The sequence below is a fragment of the Kitasatospora sp. NPDC085464 genome (assembly GCF_044541955.1).
Taxonomy (GTDB): domain Bacteria; phylum Actinomycetota; class Actinomycetes; order Streptomycetales; family Streptomycetaceae; genus Kitasatospora.
Genome location: NZ_JBITTM010000081.1, coordinates 1 through 20,384 on the forward strand (window position 1 = coordinate 1; position 20,384 = coordinate 20,384).

The 20,384-nt window shown below is 70.7% G+C and carries 16 protein-coding genes and 1 tRNA gene; 13 read left to right on the forward strand and 4 right to left on the reverse strand.

From position 1 onward, the window contains the following. Positions 1-326: 326 nt before the first annotated feature. The 5 genes from ACIGG8_RS40650 to ACIGG8_RS40670 all read left to right on the forward strand — a co-directional run bounded on the left by ACIGG8_RS40650 (position 327) and on the right by ACIGG8_RS40670 (position 6,123). Positions 327-1,562, forward strand: coding sequence for a branched-chain amino acid ABC transporter substrate-binding protein (locus tag ACIGG8_RS40650; protein ID WP_350523538.1), 1,236 nt, complete (start codon positions 327-329; stop codon positions 1,560-1,562). 121 nt (positions 1,563-1,683) lie between these two features. After that, entirely contained in the window at positions 1,684-2,613 is a 930-nt protein-coding gene (locus ACIGG8_RS40655; RefSeq protein ID WP_350523537.1) for a branched-chain amino acid ABC transporter permease, read from the forward strand. A 5-nt stretch (positions 2,614-2,618) separates the two neighbouring features. Then, complete coding sequence (locus tag ACIGG8_RS40660; protein ID WP_396553620.1) at positions 2,619-4,550, forward strand: branched-chain amino acid ABC transporter permease; 1,932 nt, start codon at positions 2,619-2,621, stop codon at positions 4,548-4,550. Positions 4,551-4,558: 8 nt separating this feature from the next. Continuing rightward, complete coding sequence (locus ACIGG8_RS40665) at positions 4,559-5,410, forward strand: ABC transporter ATP-binding protein (RefSeq protein ID WP_396553621.1); 852 nt, start codon at positions 4,559-4,561, stop codon at positions 5,408-5,410. Continuing rightward, positions 5,407-6,123, forward strand: coding sequence for an ABC transporter ATP-binding protein (locus ACIGG8_RS40670; protein WP_350523536.1), 717 nt, complete (start codon positions 5,407-5,409; stop codon positions 6,121-6,123). The genes ACIGG8_RS40665 and ACIGG8_RS40670 overlap by 4 nt, the downstream gene beginning before the upstream one ends. Positions 6,124-6,202: 79 nt before the next feature. Here ACIGG8_RS40670 and ACIGG8_RS40675 read toward each other — a convergent pair whose 3' ends face one another. Continuing rightward, positions 6,203-6,859, reverse strand: a complete 657-nt coding sequence (locus ACIGG8_RS40675) for an ANTAR domain-containing response regulator (RefSeq protein ID WP_396553608.1) — start codon at positions 6,857-6,859, stop codon at positions 6,203-6,205. A gap of 92 nt (positions 6,860-6,951) precedes the next feature. Here ACIGG8_RS40675 and ACIGG8_RS40680 point away from each other — a divergent pair. Together ACIGG8_RS40680 and ACIGG8_RS40685 are read left to right on the forward strand one after the other, a co-directional pair. After that, positions 6,952-7,035, forward strand: a tRNA-Leu gene (locus tag ACIGG8_RS40680). Positions 7,036-7,134: 99 nt separating this feature from the next. Beyond that, positions 7,135-7,920: a helix-turn-helix domain-containing protein gene (locus tag ACIGG8_RS40685; RefSeq protein ID WP_396553609.1), complete on the forward strand. Its 786-nt coding sequence runs from the start codon at positions 7,135-7,137 to the stop codon at positions 7,918-7,920. 42 nt (positions 7,921-7,962) lie between these two features. Here the strand turns inward: ACIGG8_RS40685 and pyk are convergent, their stop codons facing one another. After that, positions 7,963-9,393, reverse strand: a complete 1,431-nt coding sequence (gene pyk, locus ACIGG8_RS40690) for a pyruvate kinase (protein WP_396553610.1) — start codon at positions 9,391-9,393, stop codon at positions 7,963-7,965. 331 nt (positions 9,394-9,724) lie between these two features. Between pyk and ACIGG8_RS40695 the strand changes: the two genes are divergently transcribed. The 6 genes from ACIGG8_RS40695 to ACIGG8_RS40720 all read left to right on the forward strand — a co-directional run bounded on the left by ACIGG8_RS40695 (position 9,725) and on the right by ACIGG8_RS40720 (position 17,573). Continuing rightward, positions 9,725-10,819 carry a hypothetical protein gene (locus tag ACIGG8_RS40695; RefSeq protein ID WP_396553611.1) on the forward strand — a complete coding sequence of 365 codons (1,095 nt, stop codon included), beginning with the start codon at positions 9,725-9,727 and terminating at the stop codon, positions 10,817-10,819. Further along, on the forward strand, positions 10,816-12,471 hold the full coding sequence (locus ACIGG8_RS40700) for a VWA domain-containing protein (protein ID WP_396553612.1): 1,656 nt from the start codon (positions 10,816-10,818) through the stop codon (positions 12,469-12,471). The genes ACIGG8_RS40695 and ACIGG8_RS40700 overlap by 4 nt, the downstream gene beginning before the upstream one ends. Next, a complete protein-coding gene (locus ACIGG8_RS40705; protein ID WP_396553613.1) occupies positions 12,458-13,138 on the forward strand; it encodes a hypothetical protein in 681 nt (226 codons plus the stop codon). The genes ACIGG8_RS40700 and ACIGG8_RS40705 overlap by 14 nt, the downstream gene beginning before the upstream one ends. Positions 13,139-13,520: 382 nt before the next feature. Further along, positions 13,521-15,353, forward strand: coding sequence for a 5'-nucleotidase C-terminal domain-containing protein (locus ACIGG8_RS40710; protein ID WP_350523529.1), 1,833 nt, complete (start codon positions 13,521-13,523; stop codon positions 15,351-15,353). A 236-nt stretch (positions 15,354-15,589) separates the two neighbouring features. Then, positions 15,590-16,516, forward strand: a complete 927-nt coding sequence (locus ACIGG8_RS40715) for an NADP-dependent oxidoreductase (protein WP_396553614.1) — start codon at positions 15,590-15,592, stop codon at positions 16,514-16,516. A gap of 112 nt (positions 16,517-16,628) precedes the next feature. Next, on the forward strand, positions 16,629-17,573 hold the full coding sequence (locus ACIGG8_RS40720) for an AraC family transcriptional regulator (protein ID WP_396553615.1): 945 nt from the start codon (positions 16,629-16,631) through the stop codon (positions 17,571-17,573). A gap of 129 nt (positions 17,574-17,702) precedes the next feature. Here the strand turns inward: ACIGG8_RS40720 and ACIGG8_RS40725 are convergent, their stop codons facing one another. Both ACIGG8_RS40725 and ACIGG8_RS40730 read right to left on the reverse strand, forming a co-directional pair. Then, positions 17,703-19,160, reverse strand: a complete 1,458-nt coding sequence (locus tag ACIGG8_RS40725; protein ID WP_396553622.1) for an aldehyde dehydrogenase family protein — start codon at positions 19,158-19,160, stop codon at positions 17,703-17,705. Positions 19,161-19,209: 49 nt separating this feature from the next. After that, positions 19,210-20,076 carry a helix-turn-helix transcriptional regulator gene (locus tag ACIGG8_RS40730; protein WP_350523525.1) on the reverse strand — a complete coding sequence of 289 codons (867 nt, stop codon included), beginning with the start codon at positions 20,074-20,076 and terminating at the stop codon, positions 19,210-19,212. Between the last annotated feature and the right edge of the window lie 308 nt (positions 20,077-20,384).

Consider the following 20,384-nt stretch of genomic DNA (forward strand, 5'->3'; position numbering starts at 1 on the left):
TCAAGGCCGGAACCTGGGAATCGGACATGACCGTCCGGTAATCGACGACGCCAGCCGCAACCCGCATTTCTGGCCCTTACATCGCCCTACCAGCGCGTAAACGCCCGAAAGCGCCGGATCGATCGAGCCGAAACGACCACATGTTGAGACAACTGCTCCGTGTGCTCATAACAAGAGAATCACAGCATGCTCGCAGCACTGCCCGAGCCGCCCAACCACGCCTAGAGTCACGGCCAGTCACCGCGCCATCCAATTGGGCCTGGCCCTCAGCGCACCCGGCTCCCGCCCCTCCGGCGCGGGCGCATCCTGAACCGAAGGGGACCCCCGTGCGTCACCGTTCAGCAGTTGTCGTGAGCATTGCCGTGATCGCCGCCCTCAGCCTCAGCGCCTGCGGCTCTCGCGGTGACAAGAAGTCCGGCGACGGAGGCAGCGGCGGCGGCTCCGCCGCCACCGTCACCATCGGCATCGACGCCCCGCTCACCGGCGACCTCTCCGCCATCGGCATCGGCATCCGCAACTCCGTCGAGCTCGCGGTGAAGAAGGCCAACGAGGCCAACGAGGTCCCCGGCGTCAAGTTCCAGATCAAGGCACTGGACGACACCGCCAAGCCCGGCCCCGGCCAGCAGAACGCCACCCAGCTGGTCGGCGACACCAGCGTGATCGGCGTCGTCGGCCCGCTCAACTCCAGCGTCGCGCAGTCGATGCAGCAGATCTTCGCCGACGCCAACCTCGTCGAGATCTCCCCCGCCAACACCGGCGTCGCCCTCAGCCAGGGCGAGAAGTGGGCCACCGGCGAGAAGGCGCGCCCCTTCAAGACCTACTTCCGCACCGCCACCACCGACGCCGTCCAAGGCCCCTTCGCCGCCCAGTACCTCGCCAAGGACGCCAAGAAGTCGAAGGTCTTCCTCATCGACGACCAGAAGACCTACGGCGCCGGCCTCGCCGGCACCTTCAAGGCCGAGTTCACCAAGCAGGGCGGCACCATCGTCGGAGAGGAGCACGTCAACCCCGACGACCGCGACTTCGCCGCCATCGTCACCAAGGTCAAGAGCTCCGGCGCCGAAGCCGTCTACTACGGCGGCGAGTACCCCGCCGCCGGCCCGCTCTCCCTCCAGCTCAAGGAGGCCGGCGTCAACATCCCGCTGATGGGCGGCGACGGCATGCAGAGCAAGGACTACATCAAGCTCAACCCCAAGAGCGCCGGCGACTTCGCCACCGCCGTCGGCGGCGCCGTCGAACAGCTCCCCACCGCCGCCAAGTTCATCGCCGACTACAAGGCCGCCGGCTACAAGGACGCCTACGAGACCTACGGCGGTTACTCCTACGACAGCGGCTGGGCCATCATCCAGGCCGTCAAGACCGTCGTCGCCGCCAACAACGGCAAGCTCCCGGCCAACCCCCGCGCCGCCGTCGTCGACGCCGTCCAGAAGGTCTCCTTCGACGGCGTGACCGGCAAGGTCTCCTTCGACGAGTTCGGCGACACCACGAACAAGCAGCTCACCGTCTACACCGTCAAGGACGGCGCGTGGGCCGTGGAGAAGACCGGCACCTTCAACGGCTGACCCCCAGCCGACCCGAGCCACCCGAACCACCACAGCGCGCGGGGGCGCCACGAGTGCCCCCGCGCGCCCCCACATCCACCACCCACGCGGACACCCCAGAACGCACTACGGAGGCCCAGCGGTGCACGACCTACCGCAGCAGCTGGCCAACGGCCTGATCCTCGGCGCCCTCTACGGCCTCGTCGCGATCGGCTACACGATGGTCTACGGCATCGTCCAGCTCATCAACTTCGCCCACGGCGAGATCGTCATGGTCGGCGGCTTCGGCGCCCTGACCGCCTACCTCGCCCTCCCCGGCGGCACCACCCTCTGGCTGGCCCTACCGCTGATGCTGATCGCCGGCATCCTGGTCTCCACCCTCACCGCCGTCGCAGCCGAGCGCTTCGCCTACCGCCCCCTGCGCAACGCCCCCCGGCTCGCCCCCCTGATCACCGCGATCGGGCTCTCCATCTTCCTCCAGCAACTCGTCTTCTCCTTCTACCCCGACGCCAAGAAGGCCCGGGTCTTCCCCAAGATCCCCGGCGACCCCTTCAGCCTCGGCTCCGTCACCATCCAGCGCAGCGACCTCTTCCTCATCATCGCCGCCCCCCTGTGCATGCTCGCCCTCGGCTGGTTCGTCACCCGCACCCGCTCCGGCCGCGCCATGCAGGCCACCAGCCAGGACCCCGACACCGCCAAGCTGATGGGCATCGACACCGACCGCATCATCGTCATGGCCTTCGCCATCGGCGCCGCGTTCGCCGCCGTCGCCGCCATCGCCTACGGCCTGCGCAGCGGCCAGATCGACTTCCGGATGGGCTTCATCCTCGGCCTCAAGGCCTTCACCGCCGCCGTCCTCGGAGGCATCGGCAACATCTACGGCGCCATGCTCGGCGGCCTCGCCCTCGGCCTCGCCGAAGCCCTCGCCACCGGCTACATCCAGCACCTGCCCGGCATGCACCTCTTCGGAGGCGGCGCCTGGAAGGACGTCTGGGCCTTCGTACTCCTCATCCTCGTGCTCCTCGTCCGGCCCCAAGGCCTGCTCGGCGAGCGCGTCGCGGACAGGGCGTGACCACCATGACCACCACGACCACCGAGACCACCCCGGTCATCCCCCTGCCGGCCCGCGCCGCCGCAGCCCTCACCGGCCTCGGCGCACTCACCACCGCCGCCTCCGCCGCCATGTCCTGGACCTGGACCTCCGACTTCCCCGGCGACCTCACCTACTACGGCTCCCCCGCCGGCCTCCAGTGGCTCGCCCTCACCGCCGGCGCCCTCACCCTCGTCCTGCTGCTCGCCGCCCAGGGCGTCCCCGGCCTGCGCTGGGCCGCCCCCACCCGCAGCAACAACACCGTGCTCTACGCCGCCACCGGCGCCCTCGCCGTCGCCGCCTACTCCGTCGCCGCCATCGCCGTCGACCTCGGCGGCCTCGCCAACCTCGAACCCGGCGGCTGGGTCCTCGCCGCCGGCGGCCTGCTCACCGTCCTCGGCGCCCTCGGCCTCCCCCTCGACCGCCGCACCGCCGTCCCCCTGCGGATCGTCGACAAGCGCCTCTTCCTGCTCGTCCCCGCCGCGCCCCTGGTCTGGCTCGGCGCCCACGCCATCCCGTCCGACAAGCCCGTCGCCCCCGTCATGACCGCCCTCGCCGGCGGCGTGGCCATCGCCACCGGCGCCGTCCTGCTCCTCCAGCTCGGCCACCTCGCCAACACCTGGCTGCGCCTCGGCCGGATCGAGCGCCCGCTGGCCGCGCCGAAGCAACTCCCCTCCTGGGTCGAGGTCCTGGTCATCGTCGTCGCCTTCGGGCTCGGCCTCTTCGCGATCACCTTCGGCATCGACACCGAGTACGGCGAACTCTTCATCTGCTACCTGCTGTTCGCCGGCCCCACCGTCGCCGCCCTCACCCGGTCCGGCCTGATCGCCCGGCTGCGCGCACTGACGGTCAAGCACCGCCCGGTCACCACCGGCGCCGCCTTCGCCGCCGCCGCCAGCTTCCCCTTCACCCAGAGCAGCGACCAGTACACCTCGGTCGCCACCAACATCCTGATCTTCGCCACCGTCGCCCTCGGCCTCAACATCGTCGTCGGCCTGGCCGGACTGCTCGACCTCGGGTACGTCGCCTTCCTCGGCGTCGGCGCCTACGCCGCCGCCCTGGTCTCCGGCTCCCCCGCCTCGCCCATCCACGTCCAGTTCCCGTTCTGGGCCGCGATGCTCACCGGCGCCGCCGTCTCCATGGTCTTCGGCGTCCTGATCGGCGCCCCCACCCTGCGGCTGCGCGGCGACTACCTCGCCATCGTCACCCTCGGCTTCGGCGAGATCTTCCGCATCACCATGCTCAACCTCAACGGCACCACCGGCCCCAAGATCACCAACGGCTCCAACGGCATCCCACGGATCCCCGACCTGGAGATCCTCGGCTTCGACCTCGGCAAGACCCACACCGTCGCCGGCATCGAACTCGGCCGCTTCTCCAACTACTACCTGCTGATGCTCCTCGTCACCGCCCTGGTCGTGCTCGTCTTCGCCCGGGTCGGCAACTCCCGCATCGGCCGCGCCTGGGTCGCCATCCGCGAGGACGAGACCGCCGCCGAAGCCATGGGCATCAACGGCTTCCGCCTCAAGCTCCTCGCCTTCGCCCTCGGCGCCTGCCTCGCCGGCCTCGCCGGCACCGTCCAGGCCCACGTCAGCTACACCGTCACCCCCGACCAGTACACCTTCGCCGAGGCCCTCCCGCCCAACTCCGCCTTCCTGCTCGCCGCCGTCATCCTCGGCGGCATGGGCACCATCAGCGGCCCGCTGGCCGGCGCCACCCTCCTCTTCCTCATCCCGAAGAAGCTGGAGTTCCTCGCCGACTACCAGCTCCTCGCCTTCGGCGCCGCCCTCATCGTCCTCATGCGCGTCCGCCCCGAAGGCCTCATCCCCAACCGCCGCCGGCAGCTGGAGTTCCACGAGGCCGCCATCCCGGCCCAGCCCACCGGCGAGCCGACCGCACTCACCAAGGCAGGGGCGTGAACGACCCGATGACCACCACCGCCGCACCCCTGCTCGAAGTCACCGGCGTCACCATGCGCTTCGGCGGTCTCACCGCCGTCAACGACGTCTCCCTCACCGTCGGCGAGGGCGAGATCATCGGCCTCATCGGCCCCAACGGCGCCGGCAAGACCACCTTCTTCAACTGCCTCACCGGCCTGTACGTCCCCACCGAGGGCTCCGTCCGCTACCGCGACGTCGTGCTGCCCCCCAAGCCCCACCTGGTCACCCAGGCCGGCATCGCCCGCACCTTCCAGAACATCCGGCTCTTCGCCAACATGACCGTCCTGGAGAACGTCCTCGTCGGCCGCCACACCCGCACCAAGGAAGGCATCTTCTCCGCCATCCTGCGCGGCCCCGGCTACCACCGCGCCGAAGCCGAGAGCCGCGAGAAGGCCATGGACCTCCTCGCGTTCACCGGCCTCGCCGACAAGGCCGACCACCTCGCCCGCAACCTCCCCTACGGCGAGCAGCGCAAGCTCGAAATCGCCCGCGCCCTCGCCTCCGAACCCGGTCTGCTCCTCCTCGACGAGCCCACCGCCGGCATGAACCCCCAGGAGACCCGCGCCGCCGAGGAACTCGTCTTCGCCATCCGCGACAAGGGCATCTCCATCCTCGTCATCGAGCACGACATGCGCTTCATCTTCAACCTCTGCGACCGCACCGCCGTGCTCGTCCAGGGCCAGAAGATCGTCGAGGGCGACCGCGAGACCGTCCAGAACGACGAGCGCGTCATCACCGCCTACCTCGGCGCGCCGCTCGAAGAGACCGCCCCGGCGGACACCGCCCCGGCAGACGCCGCCCCGGCAGGTCCGGAGACCGTTACGGAGACCGACCAGTGACCGCACTCCTTGAGGTCGAGGACCTCCGCGTCGCCTACGGCAAGATCGAAGCCGTCAAGGGCATCAGCTTCACCGTCGAACAGGGCGAGGTCACCACCCTCATCGGCACCAACGGCGCCGGCAAGACCACCACCCTGCGCACCCTCTCCGGCCTCCTCAAGCCCACCGCCGGAAGCATCACCTTCGAGGGCCGGGACCTCTCCACCGTCCCCGCCCACAAGATCGTGTCGCTCGGTCTCGCCCACTCCCCCGAGGGCCGGCACATCTTCCCCCGCATGACCATCGAGGAGAACCTCCTCCTCGGCGCATTCCTGCGCTCCGACACCGCCGGCATCGCCGCCGACGTCGAACGCGCCTACGGCCTCTTCCCCATCCTCGGCGAACGCCGCAAGCAGGCCGCGGGAACGCTCTCCGGCGGCGAGCAGCAGATGCTCGCCATGGGCCGGGCCCTGATGTCCCAGCCCAAGCTGCTCATGCTGGACGAGCCCTCCATGGGCCTCTCCCCGCTGATGATGCAGAAGATCATGGCGACCATCGTCGAACTCAAGGCGTCCGGTACGACCATCCTGCTCGTCGAGCAGAACGCCCAGGCGGCCCTGTCCCTCTCCGACCGCGGCTACGTCATGGAGACCGGCCGCATCGTCCTCTCCGGGACGGGCGCCGACCTCCTCCACGACGAGTCCGTCCGCAAGGCCTACCTCGGCGAGGACTGACCCCCGTCACGCACGAAGGGCCCGGCAGATCCGCTCTGCCGGGCCCTTCGTCGTGCGCGTCGTGCTCGTCCTGCTCGTCCTACTCGGACTTGCCCTCTTCCGCCTTCTTGCGGTCCTGGGCCTCGCCCTCCTCGATGACCGCCTCGGCCACCGCCGCCATCGTCATCCGCCGGTCCATCGAGGTCTTCTGGATCCACCGGAACGCGGCCGGCTCGTTCAGGCCGAACTTCGTCTGCAGCACACCCTTCGCCCGGTCCACCAGCTTCCGGGTCTCCAGCCGCTGGCTGAGATCCCCGATCTCCTTCTCCAGCGCCCGCATCTCGGTGTACCGCGACACCGCCATCTCGATCGCCGGCACCAGGTCCGACTTCGAGAACGGCTTGACGATGTACGCCATCGCCCCCGCGTCCCGCGCCCGGTCCACCAGCTCCCGCTGCGAGAACGCGGTCAGCATCAGCACCGGAGCCAGGTGCTTCTCGTGGATCTGCTCGGCGGCCGACAGCCCGTCCAGCACCGGCATCTTCACGTCGAAGATCGCGAGATCCGGCTTCAGCTCCTCCACGAGCTTCACCGCCGTCGCCCCGTCACCCGCTTCGCCGACGACGGTGTACCCCTCCTCCTCCAGCATCTCCTTCAGATCGAGGCGGATCAGCGCCTCGTCCTCGGCGATCACGATCCGGGTGATCTGGGGCGTATCGGTCTCAAGCGGCTGTGCCTGCTCGTCGGCGGTGCTCACGGGGCTCCTCGTTCCGGCGGGGTACTGCACAAATGAGGGTACCTACACCCACTCGGCCGCGCGCACGCGGTATGCTGTCGCAGGCACACCCAGCCGGGTTGGCGGAATAGGCTTACGCGGATGTCTCAAACACATCTGTCCGAAAGGACATGCGGGTTCGAATCCCGCACCCGGCACTCTAGCTAAAGATTCCCAGCATTTGGGAATTCACCTCATCCGGTGAACTGTATGCAGAGTGCCCACACTTCACTCTTGCAACGGTCAGCCTGATCTGCATGACCACCCTTTCGCTGCGCGATCAAGCGGTCCATCTACTCCGCCGAGGCTTCAGCAACGCTGATGTCGCCCGCCGCCTCAAGGTTCCCATCGGCACGGTCGGGGCCTGGAAGCGCTACGACCTCTCAAAGCGCGGTAAGGCTCCCGGTCGCAAACGGTCCACCTGCCCTCACTGTTACGGCGATGAGCTCAGCCGTGCCGCTTATGCCTATCTTCTCGGGCTCTACCTCGGCGACGGCCATATCCTGCTTCCCAACGAATACCGCAGGGCTCAGAGCCTCCAGATCACCTGCGACGACAAGTGGCCTGGAATCATGGACTCCGTCGAACAGGCCATGCGCATAGTCCTTCCGAACAACACGCCCTGTCGTGTCCGCCGGACCGGCTGCCGCGACGTGAAGGTCTACTCGAACCACCTCACCTGCCTCTTCCCGCAACACGGGCCCGGCAAGAAGCACGAGCGCACCATCGCCTTGGAGCCCTGGCAGCAGGAGATCGTGGACGCGCACCCCTGGGAGTTCCTGCGCGGGCTGATCCACTCCGACGGCTGCCGGATCACCAACTGGGCGACCCGCACGGTGGCCGGCGTCACGAAGCGCTACGAGTACCCGCGGTACTTCTTCACCAACACGTCGACCGACATCATCGGTCTCTTCACCGCCACCCTCGACGCCGTCGGTGTCCGGTGGAGGAACGCTTCCCGGTCCAACGGGGGCTTCAACATCTCGATCGCCCGCAGGGACTCCGTCGCCCTCATGGACGCCCACATCGGCCCCAAGTACTGACGGCGGCGCGAGCCCTCGGAGGGCCGCGCCGCCGATGGGGCCTCAGACGTCCAGCGTTCCCACGTGGTGGACGCGGACGAGGTTGGTGGAGCCGGCGAGGCCGGGCGGGGAGCCGGCGGTGATGACGACGATGTCGCCCTTCTGGCAGCGGCCCAGCGACAGCAGCGCCGCGTCGACCTGTTCGACCATCTGGTCGGTCGTCGGGGCGAAGGGGCCGAGGAAGGTCTCCACGCCCCAGGTGAGGGCGAGTTGGCTGCGTACGGCTGGTTCGTAGGTGAAGGCGAGGACCGGGATGGGCGAGCGGTAGCGGGTCAGCCGGCGCGCGGTGTCGCCGGACTGGGTGAAGGCGATCAGGTACTTGGCGTGCAGGAAGTCGCCGATCTCGGCGGCCGCGCGGGCGACGGCGCCGCCCTGGGTGCGCGGCTTGCTGCCGGCGGTGAGCGGGGGCAGTCCTCCGGCGAGGATGTCGTTCTCGGCGGCTTCGATGATCCGGCCCATGGTCTTGACCGTCTCGACGGGGTACTTGCCGACGGAGGTCTCGCCGGAGAGCATCACCGCGTCGGTGCCGTCCAGGACGGCGTTGGCGACGTCGGAGGCCTCCGCGCGGGTGGGCCGGGAGGCGTTGATCATCGAGTCGAGCATCTGGGTGGCGACGATGACCGGCTTGGCGTTGCGCCGGGCGAGCTTGATGGCGCGCTTCTGGACCAGCGGGACCTGTTCGAGGGGCATCTCCACGCCCAGGTCGCCGCGGGCCACCATGATGCCGTCGAAGGCGTCGACGACGGATTCGAGGTTCTCCACCGCCTGCGGCTTCTCGATCTTGGCGATGACCGGGACGAACCGGCCCTCCTCCGCCATGATCCGGTGGACGTCCTCGATGTCACGGCCGCTCCGCACGAAGGAGAGCGCGATCAGGTCGGCCCCGGTGCGCAGCGCCCATCGCAGGTCGGCGACGTCCTTGTCGCTGAGTGCGGGGACGGAGACGGCGACGCCGGGGAGGTTGAGGCCCTTGTGGTCGGAGACCAGGCCGCCTTCGATGACGAGGCAGCGCACGCGGGGTCCGTCGACGGCGACGACCTCCAGGGTGACGCGGCCGTCGTCGACGAGGATGCGTTCGCCGCGTCCGACGTCGGCGGCGAGCCCGGTGTAGGTGGTTCCGCAGATGTCCTTGTCCCCCACGACGCCCTTGTCGGTGGAGATGGTGAACTCGTCGCCGCGTTCAAGGAGTACGGGCCCGTGGGCGAAGGTGTCGAGGCGGATCTTCGGGCCTTGAAGGTCGGCGAGGACGCCGACGCTCCGGCCGGTCTCGTCGGCGGCCTTGCGGACGCGTCGGTAGCGTTCCTCGTGCTCGGCGTGGGTGCCGTGGCTGAGGTTGAATCGGGCGATGTCCATCCCGGCGTCGACCAGGGTCTTGATCTGGTCGTACGAGTCGGTGGCGGGCCCGAGGGTGCAGACGATTTTTGCTCGGCGCATAGTGCTGAGACTAGGCATTACCGGCGCGTAACCACGAGGCGGGTCCGGACTGCGGGATGACCGTTGCGGTAAGGCGAGTTGAACAATCTGACACACCCTCGGACCGATGTGCGAGCGGGCCGTCCGGCGCCTCCTCCGGTCACCCGGTGGCGGCCCGGTCGATGCGATTCCGTGAAGGGGTGTTCACCTCTGGTTCACCGTCACTTCCGTTGCAGCTCCCCGCCCGGCGGGACGCTCGTCACCCCCGGGTGACGGCCGGGGGGTTCCGGGTAACCACCCGGACGACGTAGACGACGCGACCGAAGTCGCGTACGAGGGGGAGGCGTTCGGCATGAAACGCGGCGCTCTGGGGGTGGTGGCGACCCTGGCCCTGCTGGGCTGGGTCGCCTATGCGCTGATCCCCGACGACCACAAGGGGGGGCCCCAGGTGGTCACGGTCACCGGCCTGATCGGCTCGGAGAAGCGCGGCTTCTTCGAGGACAAGGACGTCAAGGACGAGCTGAAGAAGCGGGGCCTGGAGGTCCGGGCGGATTCGACCGGCTCGTGGACGATGAGCGAGCAGGCGAAGAGCACCAAGGGGCTGGACTTCGCCTTCCCCGCCAGTGCCGCCCCCGCCCGGGAGATCCAGCGCAACTGGCAGCTGACGGACTCGCCGCTGGTGCCCTTCTACTCCCCGCTGGTGATCGTGACGCACGAGCCGGCGGCGCAGGTCCTGAAGCAGAACCAGCTGGCGGACGTGGACGCCAAGGGCGTCTGGACGTTCCGGATGGACAAGTACGTGGAGGCGCTGAAGACCGGCAGGAAGTGGAAGGAGCTCCCGGGCGCCGAGCAGCACCCGGAGTTGGCCGGTCCGCTGTTCGTGTCGACGACGGACCCGGAGACCTCGTCCTCGGGCGCGCTGTACCTGGCGCTGCTGTCGTACGTCGCGAACGGCAACCAGGTGGTGCAGGACGACGCCGGTGTGAGCGCCGTCCGGGACGTCCTGGCCACCGCGAACGGCCTCCAGGGCATGCAGAAGATCAGCAGTGACGAGCCGTTCCGCGACTTCTTCGCGGGGGTGGGCACGCTGGTCTTCGCGTACGAGTCGCAGGCCGCCGCGCTGCCGCTGCAGGGCAAGGACACCGGGGACATGGTGGTGATGTACCCGGACACCACGATCCAGTCGGACCACACCCTGGTGGCCCGGACGGACAACGGCCGCAAGCTGGCCGACCTGTTGGAGAACGACGCGGTGCTGCGCGGGCTGGAGGCCCGGTACGGTCTCCGGCCCCAGGCCGACCAGGAAGCCTTCTGGAACCTGATGAAGGACAAGACGCCGCACTTCGCGCACGACCTGAGGAACTCCGGGTTCAAGCAGGCCACCCTGCCCTCGCTGGACAACCTCCTCAAGCTGACCGCCGCGGCGAAGGGTGGGAGCCCGAAGTGAACCTCCGTACGAAGCACCGCGGCGGGCTCGCCGTGGCCCTGGCGGCCGTGCTGGCCGTGGTGACGGCCTGCACCTCGTCCGGGAGCGACAAGGCCGGTCCGCAGCCTTCCGATCCGCCCGCCGAGACCGCCCGGCCGGGGGTGCTGCGCGTCCTGGCGGGCAGCGAACTGCAGGACCTGGCGCCGGTCCTGGAGGAGGCCCGGAAGGCCACCGGAGTGACGGTGCAGTTCTCCTGGACGGGCACCCTGGACGGCGCCGACGCGGTGTCCTCGGGCCGCGCGGACGGCAAGTACGACGCGGTGTGGTTCCCGTCCGACCAGTACCTGCGGCTGGATCCGGTCGGGAAGTCCAAGGTGCTGTCGGAGACGCCGGTGATGGTCTCGCCGGTGGCGATCGGGGTGCGCTCCTCGGTGCTCGGCGACCTGGGCTGGGGCGACGGCTCGAAGGTCACCTGGTCGCAGGTCGGCGATGCGGCGGCGGCCGGCAAGCTGACGTACGGCATGGCGGACCCGTCGCGTTCCAACTCCGGTTTCTCCACCCTGGTGGCGGTCGCCTCGGCGTTCTCCGGGGCGGACGGGGCGCTGGCCGAGGCGGACGTGCAGAAGGCGACGCCGCAGCTGAAGCAGTTCTTCACCGGCCAGAAGCTGACCTCCGGCTCCTCGGGCTGGCTGGCCCAGGCGTACACCCGGGCCGAGTCGGGCGTGGTGGGCGCGCTGGTGAACTACGAGTCGGTGCTGCTGTCGCTGAACAGGACGCTGCCGCCGCAGCAGCAGCTGACGGTGGTGCGCCCGGTGGACGGCGTGGTGTCGGCGGACTACCCGCTGTCGCTGCTGTCCTCGGCCGCGCCGGACCAGCGCGACGCCTTCCAGCGGCTGACCTCGTACCTGCTCAAGGACGACGTGCAGAAGCGCATCTCCGAGACGACGCTGCGCCGGCCCGCGACGGCGGGTGTGGCCCCGGCCGCGGGGCTGCCGACGGACCGCCGCCGGGAGCTGCCGTTCCCGGGCACCCGGGCGGTCGCGGACGGCCTGCTGGCCTCGTACCAGAACGACCTGCGCCGCCCGTCCCGGACGGTGTACGTGCTGGACACCTCGGGCTCGATGGAGGGTTCGCGGATCGCCTCGCTGAAGACCGCGATGGGCCGGCTGACCGGGGCGGACGACACCCGCGGGGTGCGCCGCTTCCGCAACCGCGAGGAGGTCACCCTGGTGTCCTTCGCGTCCTCGGTGAAGTGGTCCAAGACGCACGTGGTGCCGCCCACGGGCAGCCAGCCCGGGCCGCAGGCGGAGCTGGCGTCGATCAACGCGGACGTGCAGTCGCTGGCGGCCTCGGGCGGGACGGCGGTGTACGGCTCGCTGGAGGAGGCGTACCGGGTGATCGAGCGCCAGCAGGCGGCGGCGAACGACGACCGGTTCACCTCGATCGTGCTGATGACGGACGGGGAGAGCAACGTCGGCGCGTCGGACGCCGACTTCAGGCGCTTCCACGACGCGCTGCCGGCCTGGGAGAAGTCGATCCCGGTGTTCCCGATCAAGTTCGGGGAGGCGGCGGTGGCCCAGCTGCAGGGGATCGCGGACATCAGCGGCGGGAAGCTGTTCGACGGCTCGGGCTCGCTGGACGGGGCGTTCGAGGAGATCCGTGGGTACCAGTGACGGTCCGGCCGGGCGGCTGGGGCGGTACCTGAACTCGGCCAGGAACTGGGCCGGCCTCGGGGGTGCCGCGGTCGGGGTGGGGCTGCACGAGTTCGGGCTCGGCGGGGGCCTGTGGCCGGGGGTGGCGGCCGCCCTGTACGGGGTCGGCGCCCTGGTGGCCCCCGGGCCCAAGGCCGGCCCGCCGGACGAGCCGCCGGAGGGGCCGCCGCTCGCCGGTGGTGGCGGCTCGGACCCGGGCCGGGAGTCGGGTGCCGGGTCCGGTTCGGGTGCCGGGTCCGGGTCCGGATCGGGGACCGGGTCCGGGTCCGGACCCGGATCGGGGGCCGCCGCCCACTCCGTGTCGGTGTCGGGGCCGTCGTCGGCGGCGGTGCCGGAGGGGCCGTCGACCCCGCCACCGCCCCTGCCCGACCCCGAGTTGGAGGCGCTGGCCGCCTACCTGGACACCGTGCCGCTGCCGGCCTCCGCCGGGGTGGACGACCTGGTGGCGGCGCTGCGCGTGGCCGGCCCGGGCCCGGTGGCGGAACGGATCGTCCGGCACCGGCTGCCGCTCGCGGTGGCCGGCTACCTGCGGGCGCGGACCTGGCAGCCGTGGGTGGGCCCGGACGCCCCGGACCCGGCGGCCGAGCTCGGCCGCGAGGTGGTCCTGCTGACCACCGACCTGGCCTGATCGGGGGCCGGTGCCCGGCCGGGCACCGGCCCCCGATCCGCCCGGCTCAGGCCCCGGCGAAGGCGCAGCTCAGGCCACCGCGAAGGCACAGCTCAGGCTCCGGCGAAGGCCCGGCTCAGGCCCCCGGTCGGATGCCCGGTCAGGCCCGAAACCTCCCCTTTACCACCCGCACCCCCACCCGTCCGCGTCACGAACGAGTCGCCAAGATCTCACCTCTTGGACAGGTCCGGGGGCTATCCAGCGACCCGGCCCGCACGGCACACTTCTACGCGCGTCCCTCTACGCGCGTCGACGCATTGATGCGCCGACACGTGGACGCGCACCCACTCACGCAGCCAAGTTGACGGTCCATCTGCCGTCGCCCCACTCGGGAGAGTCGTCCATGCCCCTGAACCGCCGTGACTTCGTCACCCGGTCCGCCGCCACCGCCGCCGGCGCCGCCCTCGTCGGTGGTGCCGCCGTGGCCGCCGCCCCCTCCGCCGCGGCCGCCGAGCCGGACACGGCGGCCGCCAAGGGCCAGCGCAAGCCGCGCAAGCAGGCCTTCACCGTCATGGGCACCACCGACCTGCACGGCCGGGTGCTGAACTGGGACTACTTCACCGACGCCGAGTACGTCGACAAGGCGCACAACGCGGTCGGCCTCGCCAAGATCTCCACCCTGGCCAACCAGGTGCGCGAGGAGAAGGGCTGGAACCGCTGCCTGCTGATCGACTCCGGTGACATCATCCAGGGCACCCAGCTGACCTACTTCTACGCCCGGATCGAGCCGATCGCCACCGACGGCGACACCGTCCCGGACCACCCGATGGCCGTCGCCATGAACCTCATGGAGTACGACGCCGCCGCGCTCGGCAACCACGAGTTCAACTACGGCATCCCGACCGTGAAGGCCTTCGAGGACCAGCTGGAGTTCCCGCTGCTGGGCGCCAACGCGCTGCACGCGAAGAACGAGAAGCCGGCCTTCCCGCCGTACGTGATCAAGGAGATGCACCTCGGCGAGGGCAAGCCGCTGAAGGTCGGCATCCTCGGCCTCACCAACCCGGGCATCGCGATCTGGGACAAGGCCAACGTCAGCGGCAAGATGGTCTTCCCGGGCATCGTGGAGACCGCCGCCAAGTACGTGCCGCGGATGAAGGCGGCGGGTGCGGACGTCATCGTCGTCTCGGCCCACTCCGGCATCGACGAGGCGACCACCTACGGCGACCAGCTGCCCTGGCCCGAGGACGCCTCCGGCGAGATGGCGGAGACCGTCCCGGACATCGACGCGGTCCTGGTGGGGCACACCCACAAGGAGGTCGCGCAGCGCCTGATCGTCAACAAGAAGACCGGCAAGACGGTCGTGCTGTCCGAGCCGCTGTGCTGGGGCCAGCGCCTGAGCTGCTTCGACTTCGAGGTCGAGTTCGCCGACGGCGCCTGGAAGGTCACCTCGGTCTCCTCGCGGGTGCTGAACTCCAACACCGTGCCGGAGAACCCGGAGATCACCAACGCGATCACCGACCAGCACAAGAAGGTCGTCGCGTACGTCAACCAGAACATCGGCACCAGCAAGATCGAGCTGTCGATCGCCGAGTCCCGCTTCAAGGCCACCCCGATCATCGACCTGATCGGCAAGGTCCAGGCGGACGCCGTCAAGGCCGCGCTGGCCGGCGGCCAGTACGCCAACCTCCCGGTGCTGGCCCAGGCCGCCCCGTTCAACCGCACCGCCCTGATCCCCTCGGGCCAGGTCAAGCTGCGCGACGCCGCCGGCCTCTACATCTACGAGAACACCATGGAGGCCCGCATCCTGACGGGCGCCCAGCTCAAGGACTACCTGGAGTTCTCGGCGAAGTACTACAACCAGCTCGCCCCGGGCGCGCCGGTCGACAAGGACGCCCTGACCGGCGCCGAGGCCACCCCGGACTACAACTACGACTCGGTCTACGGCCTGACCTACGACATCGACGTCGCCCAGCCGAAGGGCTCGCGGATCGTCAACCTGTCGTTCCAGGGCAAGCCGATCGACCCCGCCGCCCAGTTCGTCCTGGCCGTCAACAACTACCGTGCCAACGGCGGCGGCAACTTCCCGCACGTGGCCGGCGCCAAGCTGGTCTGGTCGAACTCCGACGAGATCCGCAACACCATGATCGCCTGGGTGAAGGCCAAGGGCGTCATCGACCCCGCCGACTTCTTCACCGACTCCTGGCGCCTGGTCCGCGCCGGCCAGCCGGTCTTCTGACCGGCACCACCGCCGCTCCGAGGCGCCGCCGGGCCCGTCCGCCCGGCGGCGCCTCGCCGCATCCGGAGCGGTGGACAATGGCGCGCTATCCCGACTGACACGCTCGTCCCGCGAGACGATCGGACATCCAGTGAAGACTGGAGGATATTCATCCGCTCGCCCGCCCTTCCTATCGTTGAGCACATCGAGAACGGCCCCACGGGGGGCCGGTGTTGACCGGGCAGGGAGTGAGTGCGATGCGTGCGGTGGTGCAGCGGGAGGTCGGCGGGCCGGAGGTCCTGGAGGTCGCCGAGGTGGAGCGTCCGCACCTGCTGAGCGGCGAGGTGCTGGTGCGGGTGAAGGCCGCCGGGGTGAACCCGGTGGACGTGGGCGTGCGGGCGGGCATGTTCCCGCTGCTGGGCGCGCCGCCGTTCACGGTGGGCTGGGACGTCTCCGGGGTGGTCGAGGAGGCCGCGCCCGGCGCCCGGTACCGGGTGGGCGAGGAGGTGTACGGGATGCCGTTCTTCCCCCGCGCCGCGAACGCCTACGCCGAGTACGTGGCCGCGCCGTCCCGCCAGCTGGCCCGCAAGCCCGCCTCGATCGACCACGCGCAGGCCGCCGCGCTGCCGCTGGCCGCGCTGACCGCCTGGCAGGGCCTGGTGGACGCGGCGGGCGTCAGTGAGGGGCAGCGGGTGCTGATCCACCGGGCGGCAGGCGGCGTCGGCCACTTCGCCGTGCAGATCGCCAAGGCCCGCGGCGCGTACGTGATCGCGCTGGCGAGCGAGCCCAAGCACGCCTTCCTGAAGGGGATCGGCGCCGACGAGGTCATCGACTACCGCACCACCGACTACACCCGCGCGGTGAAGGACGTCGACGTCGTCTTCGACTCCTCCTCCGAGAACACCCGCGCGCTGGAGGTGCTGAAGCCCGGCGGCCACCTGGTGAGCATCATGGAGCACCGCGACCGGGAGCTGGCCGCCGCGGTCGAGGCCGCCGGGCGCCGCTTCGCGGGCGTCTCCGTCGAGCCCGACCACGCCGCACTGGAGGCGATCGCCGCCCTGGTGGACGAGGGCCGGATCCGTCCGCACGTCGCGCAGGCCTTCCCGCTGGCCGAGGCCGGCCGGGCGCACGAGCTGGTGGGCTCCGGTAGCGTCCAGGGCAAGGTCGTCCTGACGGTCGACTGAGGACTCGGCCGAACACTCGACCGGGCACTCGACCGCGGACCGTCGAGGACTCGACCGCGGACGGCCGGGGCCGTTGAGGACCGCCGGTGAAAGCACCCAAGGGGGACGGGCGTTGGACATCCTGACCGAGGCACTGGGCTCGATGCGGACGGCCTACCCGTCCTCCGCCCGCACCGAGGGCCGCGCCCCGTGGGCCCTGCGCCTGCCCCCGGTGCTCGGCGCCGGATTCCACGTGGTGCTGTACGGCACCTGCTGGCTGATCCCGCTGGGCACCGGGGACGGCTCCGGGCGGCAGGAGCCGATCGCACTCAGCCCGGGCGACGTCGTCTTCCTGCGGGACGGCGGCGGCCACGTCCTGGCCGACCACCCGGACACCCCGGCGGTGGACGCCCGGGACTGCGTGAAGGACTCCGCCCCGCCGATCGGCACCCTCACCCTGGGCGGCGGGGGCGCCCGCACCAGCCTGCTGTGCGGCAACTACCACCTGGACCAGGGCCGCCCGCACCCGATGGTCCGCCAGCTGCCGGCCCTGATCCACCTGCCCACCCGGCACGGCCGCCACCCCGAACTGGCCGCCGCTGTGCAGCTGTTGGGCATCGAGCTGGAGAACCCGCGGATCGGCTCGACCGGCATCGTCCCGGCGCTGATCGACTCGCTGCTGCTGTACATCCTGCGGGCCTGGTTCGAGGACCAGCCCGCCGCGACGGCCGCCGGCTGGGCGGCGGCGCTGCGGGACGCCGCCGTCGCGCCGGCCCTGACCGCGATCCACGAGGCGCCGGCCACCCCGTGGACGGTGGAGTCGCTGGCGGACCGCGCGGGCCTGTCCCGGGCCGCCTTCGCCCGCCGCTTCACCACGATGGTGGGCGAGCCGCCGATGGCGTACCTGACCCGTTGGCGGATGACCACCGCGGCCCGGCTGCTGCGCGAGTCGGAGGCGCCGCTGACCTCGGTCGCGGCGCAGACCGGCTACGGCTCGGAGTACGCCTTCGCGAAGGCGTTCAAGCGGGAGTTCGGCCTGGCCCCCGGCGGTTACCGCCGGGAGGCCCGCGCCGCGTAGGCGCCCGCGGCCGGAGCTGGGCGCCCACGCGGTGCCGAACGCCGGCCGACCCGGGCGTCGGCCGGAGCCGCGCGCCAGTCAGCGCCGAACGCCGGCCGACCCCGACCCCCGCTCAGCCCCGACCCCCGCTCAGAACGGGAACGCCGCCCGCCCGTGCTGCACCGAGATCCACTTCACCGTGGTGAAGGCGTCCACCGTGGCCTCCCCGTTGAGCCGCCCGACGCCGGAGTTCTTCTCCCCGCCGAACGGCACGCCCGGCTCGTCCGCGATGGTCCCGCCGTTGACGTGGACCATGCCGGTCTCGATCCGCTGGGCGAGCCGCACCCCGCGCTCGACGTCGGCGGTGTGCACGGCGCCGCTGAGCCCGAACGGCGTGTCGTTGGCGATCCGCACGGCCTCGTCCTCGCCGTCGAAGGGCACCAGCAGCACGACCGGGCCGAACAGTTCGCGCTGCAGGATCGGCGCGTCCTCGGCGAGGCCGGTGAGCACGGTCGGCGCCATCAGGCTGCCGGTGGTGGCGCCGCGCAGCAGTGCGGTGGCGCCGGCGGCGAGCGCCTGGTCGATCTGGGCGGAGAGGGCGTCGGCCTGGACGGGGTTGATCAGCGGGCCGATGTGGGTGGCCGGGTCCTTGGGGTCGCCGACGGTGAGCGAGGCGACCTTGGCGACGAACTTCTCGGTGAACTCGGCCTCGACGGCGCGGTCCACCAGCACGCGGTTGGCGGACATGCAGACCTGGCCCTGGTGGACGAAGCGGCTGAACACGGCCGCGTCCACGGCGTAGTCGACGTCGGCGTCGTCCAGCACGATCAGCGCGCTGTTGCCGCCGAGTTCCAGGACGGAGCGCTTGAAGTTCGCGGCGGCGACGGTCCCGACGTGCCGGCCGACCTTGTCGGAGCCGGTGAAGGAGATCACCTTGGGCACCGGGTGCTCGATGAAGCTGTCGCCGATCTCGGCGATGTCGGTGATCACGACGTTCAGCAGGCCGGGCGGCAGGCCGGCGTCCTCGAAGAGCTTGGCGATCAGGCCGCCGCCGACCACCGGGGTCTCCTGGTGGGGCTTGAGCACCACGCCGTTGCCGAGGGCGAGCGCCGGGGCGACCGCCTTGAGCGCCAGGAACAGCGGGAAGTTGAACGGGCTGATCACGCCGACGACGCCGACCGGCAGCCGGTAGAGCCGGTTCTCCTTGCCCGGGGCGGGCGAGGGCAGCAGCCGGCCCTCGGCGGCCACGGACAGGTGCAGGCACTCCCGCAGCACGTCCTTGACCAGGGAGAGTTCGAAGCCCGCCTTGAGCGCGGTGCCGCCGAGTTCGGCCGTGATCGCCGCGACGATCTCGGGCTCGCGCTCCTCCAGCAGGTGCAGCGCGCGTTCGAAGACAAGTCGGCGCCGGTAGGGGTTGGTGGCGGCCCACCCCTTCTGGGCGCGCTCGGCGGCGCGGTAGGCCCGGTCGACCTCGGCGACGGTGGCGACGGTGATGGTGGCGAGCTTGTCCCCGGTGTAGGGGTCGACGTCGACGATGTCCCAGGAGCCGTTGCCGGTGCACCACTCGCCGTCGATGTACTGCAGCGCCAACTCGGAGAAGTACGACATCTGTTCCCTCTCATGCACCGACCTGATGGAACATCATCGTACTGATGTGTCACAGCTCCTGGCGTACCGCGTGCAGCAGGTCGCGGGTCCGTGTCGGGTCCAGGCTGTCGGCGACGAGGTCGTCCATCGCGTGGCGGTACTCGGCGACCTCGGCGGGCTTGTCGAGGTAGAGCGCGGTGGTGAACTGCTCCAGGTAGACGACGTCGGAGAGCTCCGGCTCGGCGAAGCCGAGCACCGTGAAGGCGCCGCTCTCCGCCGACAGCCCGGCGTTGCCGAACGGCAGCACCTGCAGCCGTACGTTGGGCAGTTCGGCGAGCTCCAGAAGTCGGTCCAGCTGGCTCCGCATCAGCTCGGACCCGCCCCAGGGGCGGCGCAGCGCCGCCTCGTCCAGCACGGCGACGAGCTGCGGTGCGCGTTCGTCGGTGAGCAGTGCCTGGCGCTTGAGCCGGACGTCGACCCGGCGCTCGATCTCCTCGGCGCCGTGGTCGTGGCAGCCGGCGGTGACGACGGCCCGGGCGTAGTCGGCGGTCTGCAGCAGGCCGTGGACGAACTGGACCTCGTAGCTGCGGATCTCGGCGGCGGCCTCCTCCAGTCCGAGGTAGTTCTGGAACCAGCCGGGCAGGACGTCGCCGTACTCGTGCCACCAGGAGTTGGCGTTGGCGTCGCGGAGGAGTCCGAGGACGGTGGCGCGTTCCTGTTCGGCCTCGACGCCGTAGAGGGTCAGCAGGTCGGCGACGTCGCGTTCCTTGAAGCCGACGCGGCCGAGTTCCATCCGGCTGATCTTGGATTCGGAGGCGCGGATCGAGTAGCCGGCTTCCTCCCGGCTGACGCCTCTGGCCTCGCGGAGCTTGCGCAGCTGGGTGCCGAGCAGCAGGCGCCGTACCGTCGCGCCTCCGCCTGCCTGAGTCGTGCCCATCGAAGTCAACCTCCGCACTCGCGCAGCCCCCCGGCCGTCGGCGGCAGTCTGCCACCTGGCACCGACGAACAACAGCCCGTGCCGGGAGGCTTTCCGCCTGCTGTGAGAAGCCTGTGGTTCCGCTGTGAGCCGACCCTCGGTGCACGGAGGAGTGTCACGCCGGTGGTGCGCCCCCGCGGGTGGGGTCCTTCCCCGTGCGCCCCGGTGGGAACCCGGGGGAACGCCCCGGAAAGCGCCCCGGAAAACGCGACGGCGCCCGCCCTCCAACTGGTCGGGGAAGAGGGCAGGCGCCAGGAGACCGCGTTGGC

Excerpts from the sequence above, each read along its gene's own strand:
- ACIGG8_RS40660 (WP_396553620.1), top strand. The coding sequence starts at position 2,619 with ATGACCACCACGACCACCGAGACCACCCCGGTCATCCCCCTGCCGGCC.
- ACIGG8_RS40665 (WP_396553621.1), top strand. The coding sequence starts at position 4,559 with ATGACCACCACCGCCGCACCCCTGCTCGAAGTCACCGGCGTCACCATG.
- ACIGG8_RS40685 (WP_396553609.1), top strand. The coding sequence starts at position 7,135 with ATGACCACCCTTTCGCTGCGCGATCAAGCGGTCCATCTACTCCGCCGA.
- pyk (WP_396553610.1), bottom strand. The coding sequence starts at position 9,393 with ATGCGCCGAGCAAAAATCGTCTGCACCCTCGGGCCCGCCACCGACTCG.
- ACIGG8_RS40695 (WP_396553611.1), top strand. The coding sequence starts at position 9,725 with ATGAAACGCGGCGCTCTGGGGGTGGTGGCGACCCTGGCCCTGCTGGGC.
- ACIGG8_RS40710 (WP_350523529.1), top strand. The coding sequence starts at position 13,521 with ATGCCCCTGAACCGCCGTGACTTCGTCACCCGGTCCGCCGCCACCGCC.
- ACIGG8_RS40715 (WP_396553614.1), top strand. The coding sequence starts at position 15,590 with ATGCGTGCGGTGGTGCAGCGGGAGGTCGGCGGGCCGGAGGTCCTGGAG.
- ACIGG8_RS40725 (WP_396553622.1), bottom strand. The coding sequence starts at position 19,160 with ATGTCGTACTTCTCCGAGTTGGCGCTGCAGTACATCGACGGCGAGTGG.
- ACIGG8_RS40730 (WP_350523525.1), bottom strand. The coding sequence starts at position 20,076 with ATGGGCACGACTCAGGCAGGCGGAGGCGCGACGGTACGGCGCCTGCTG.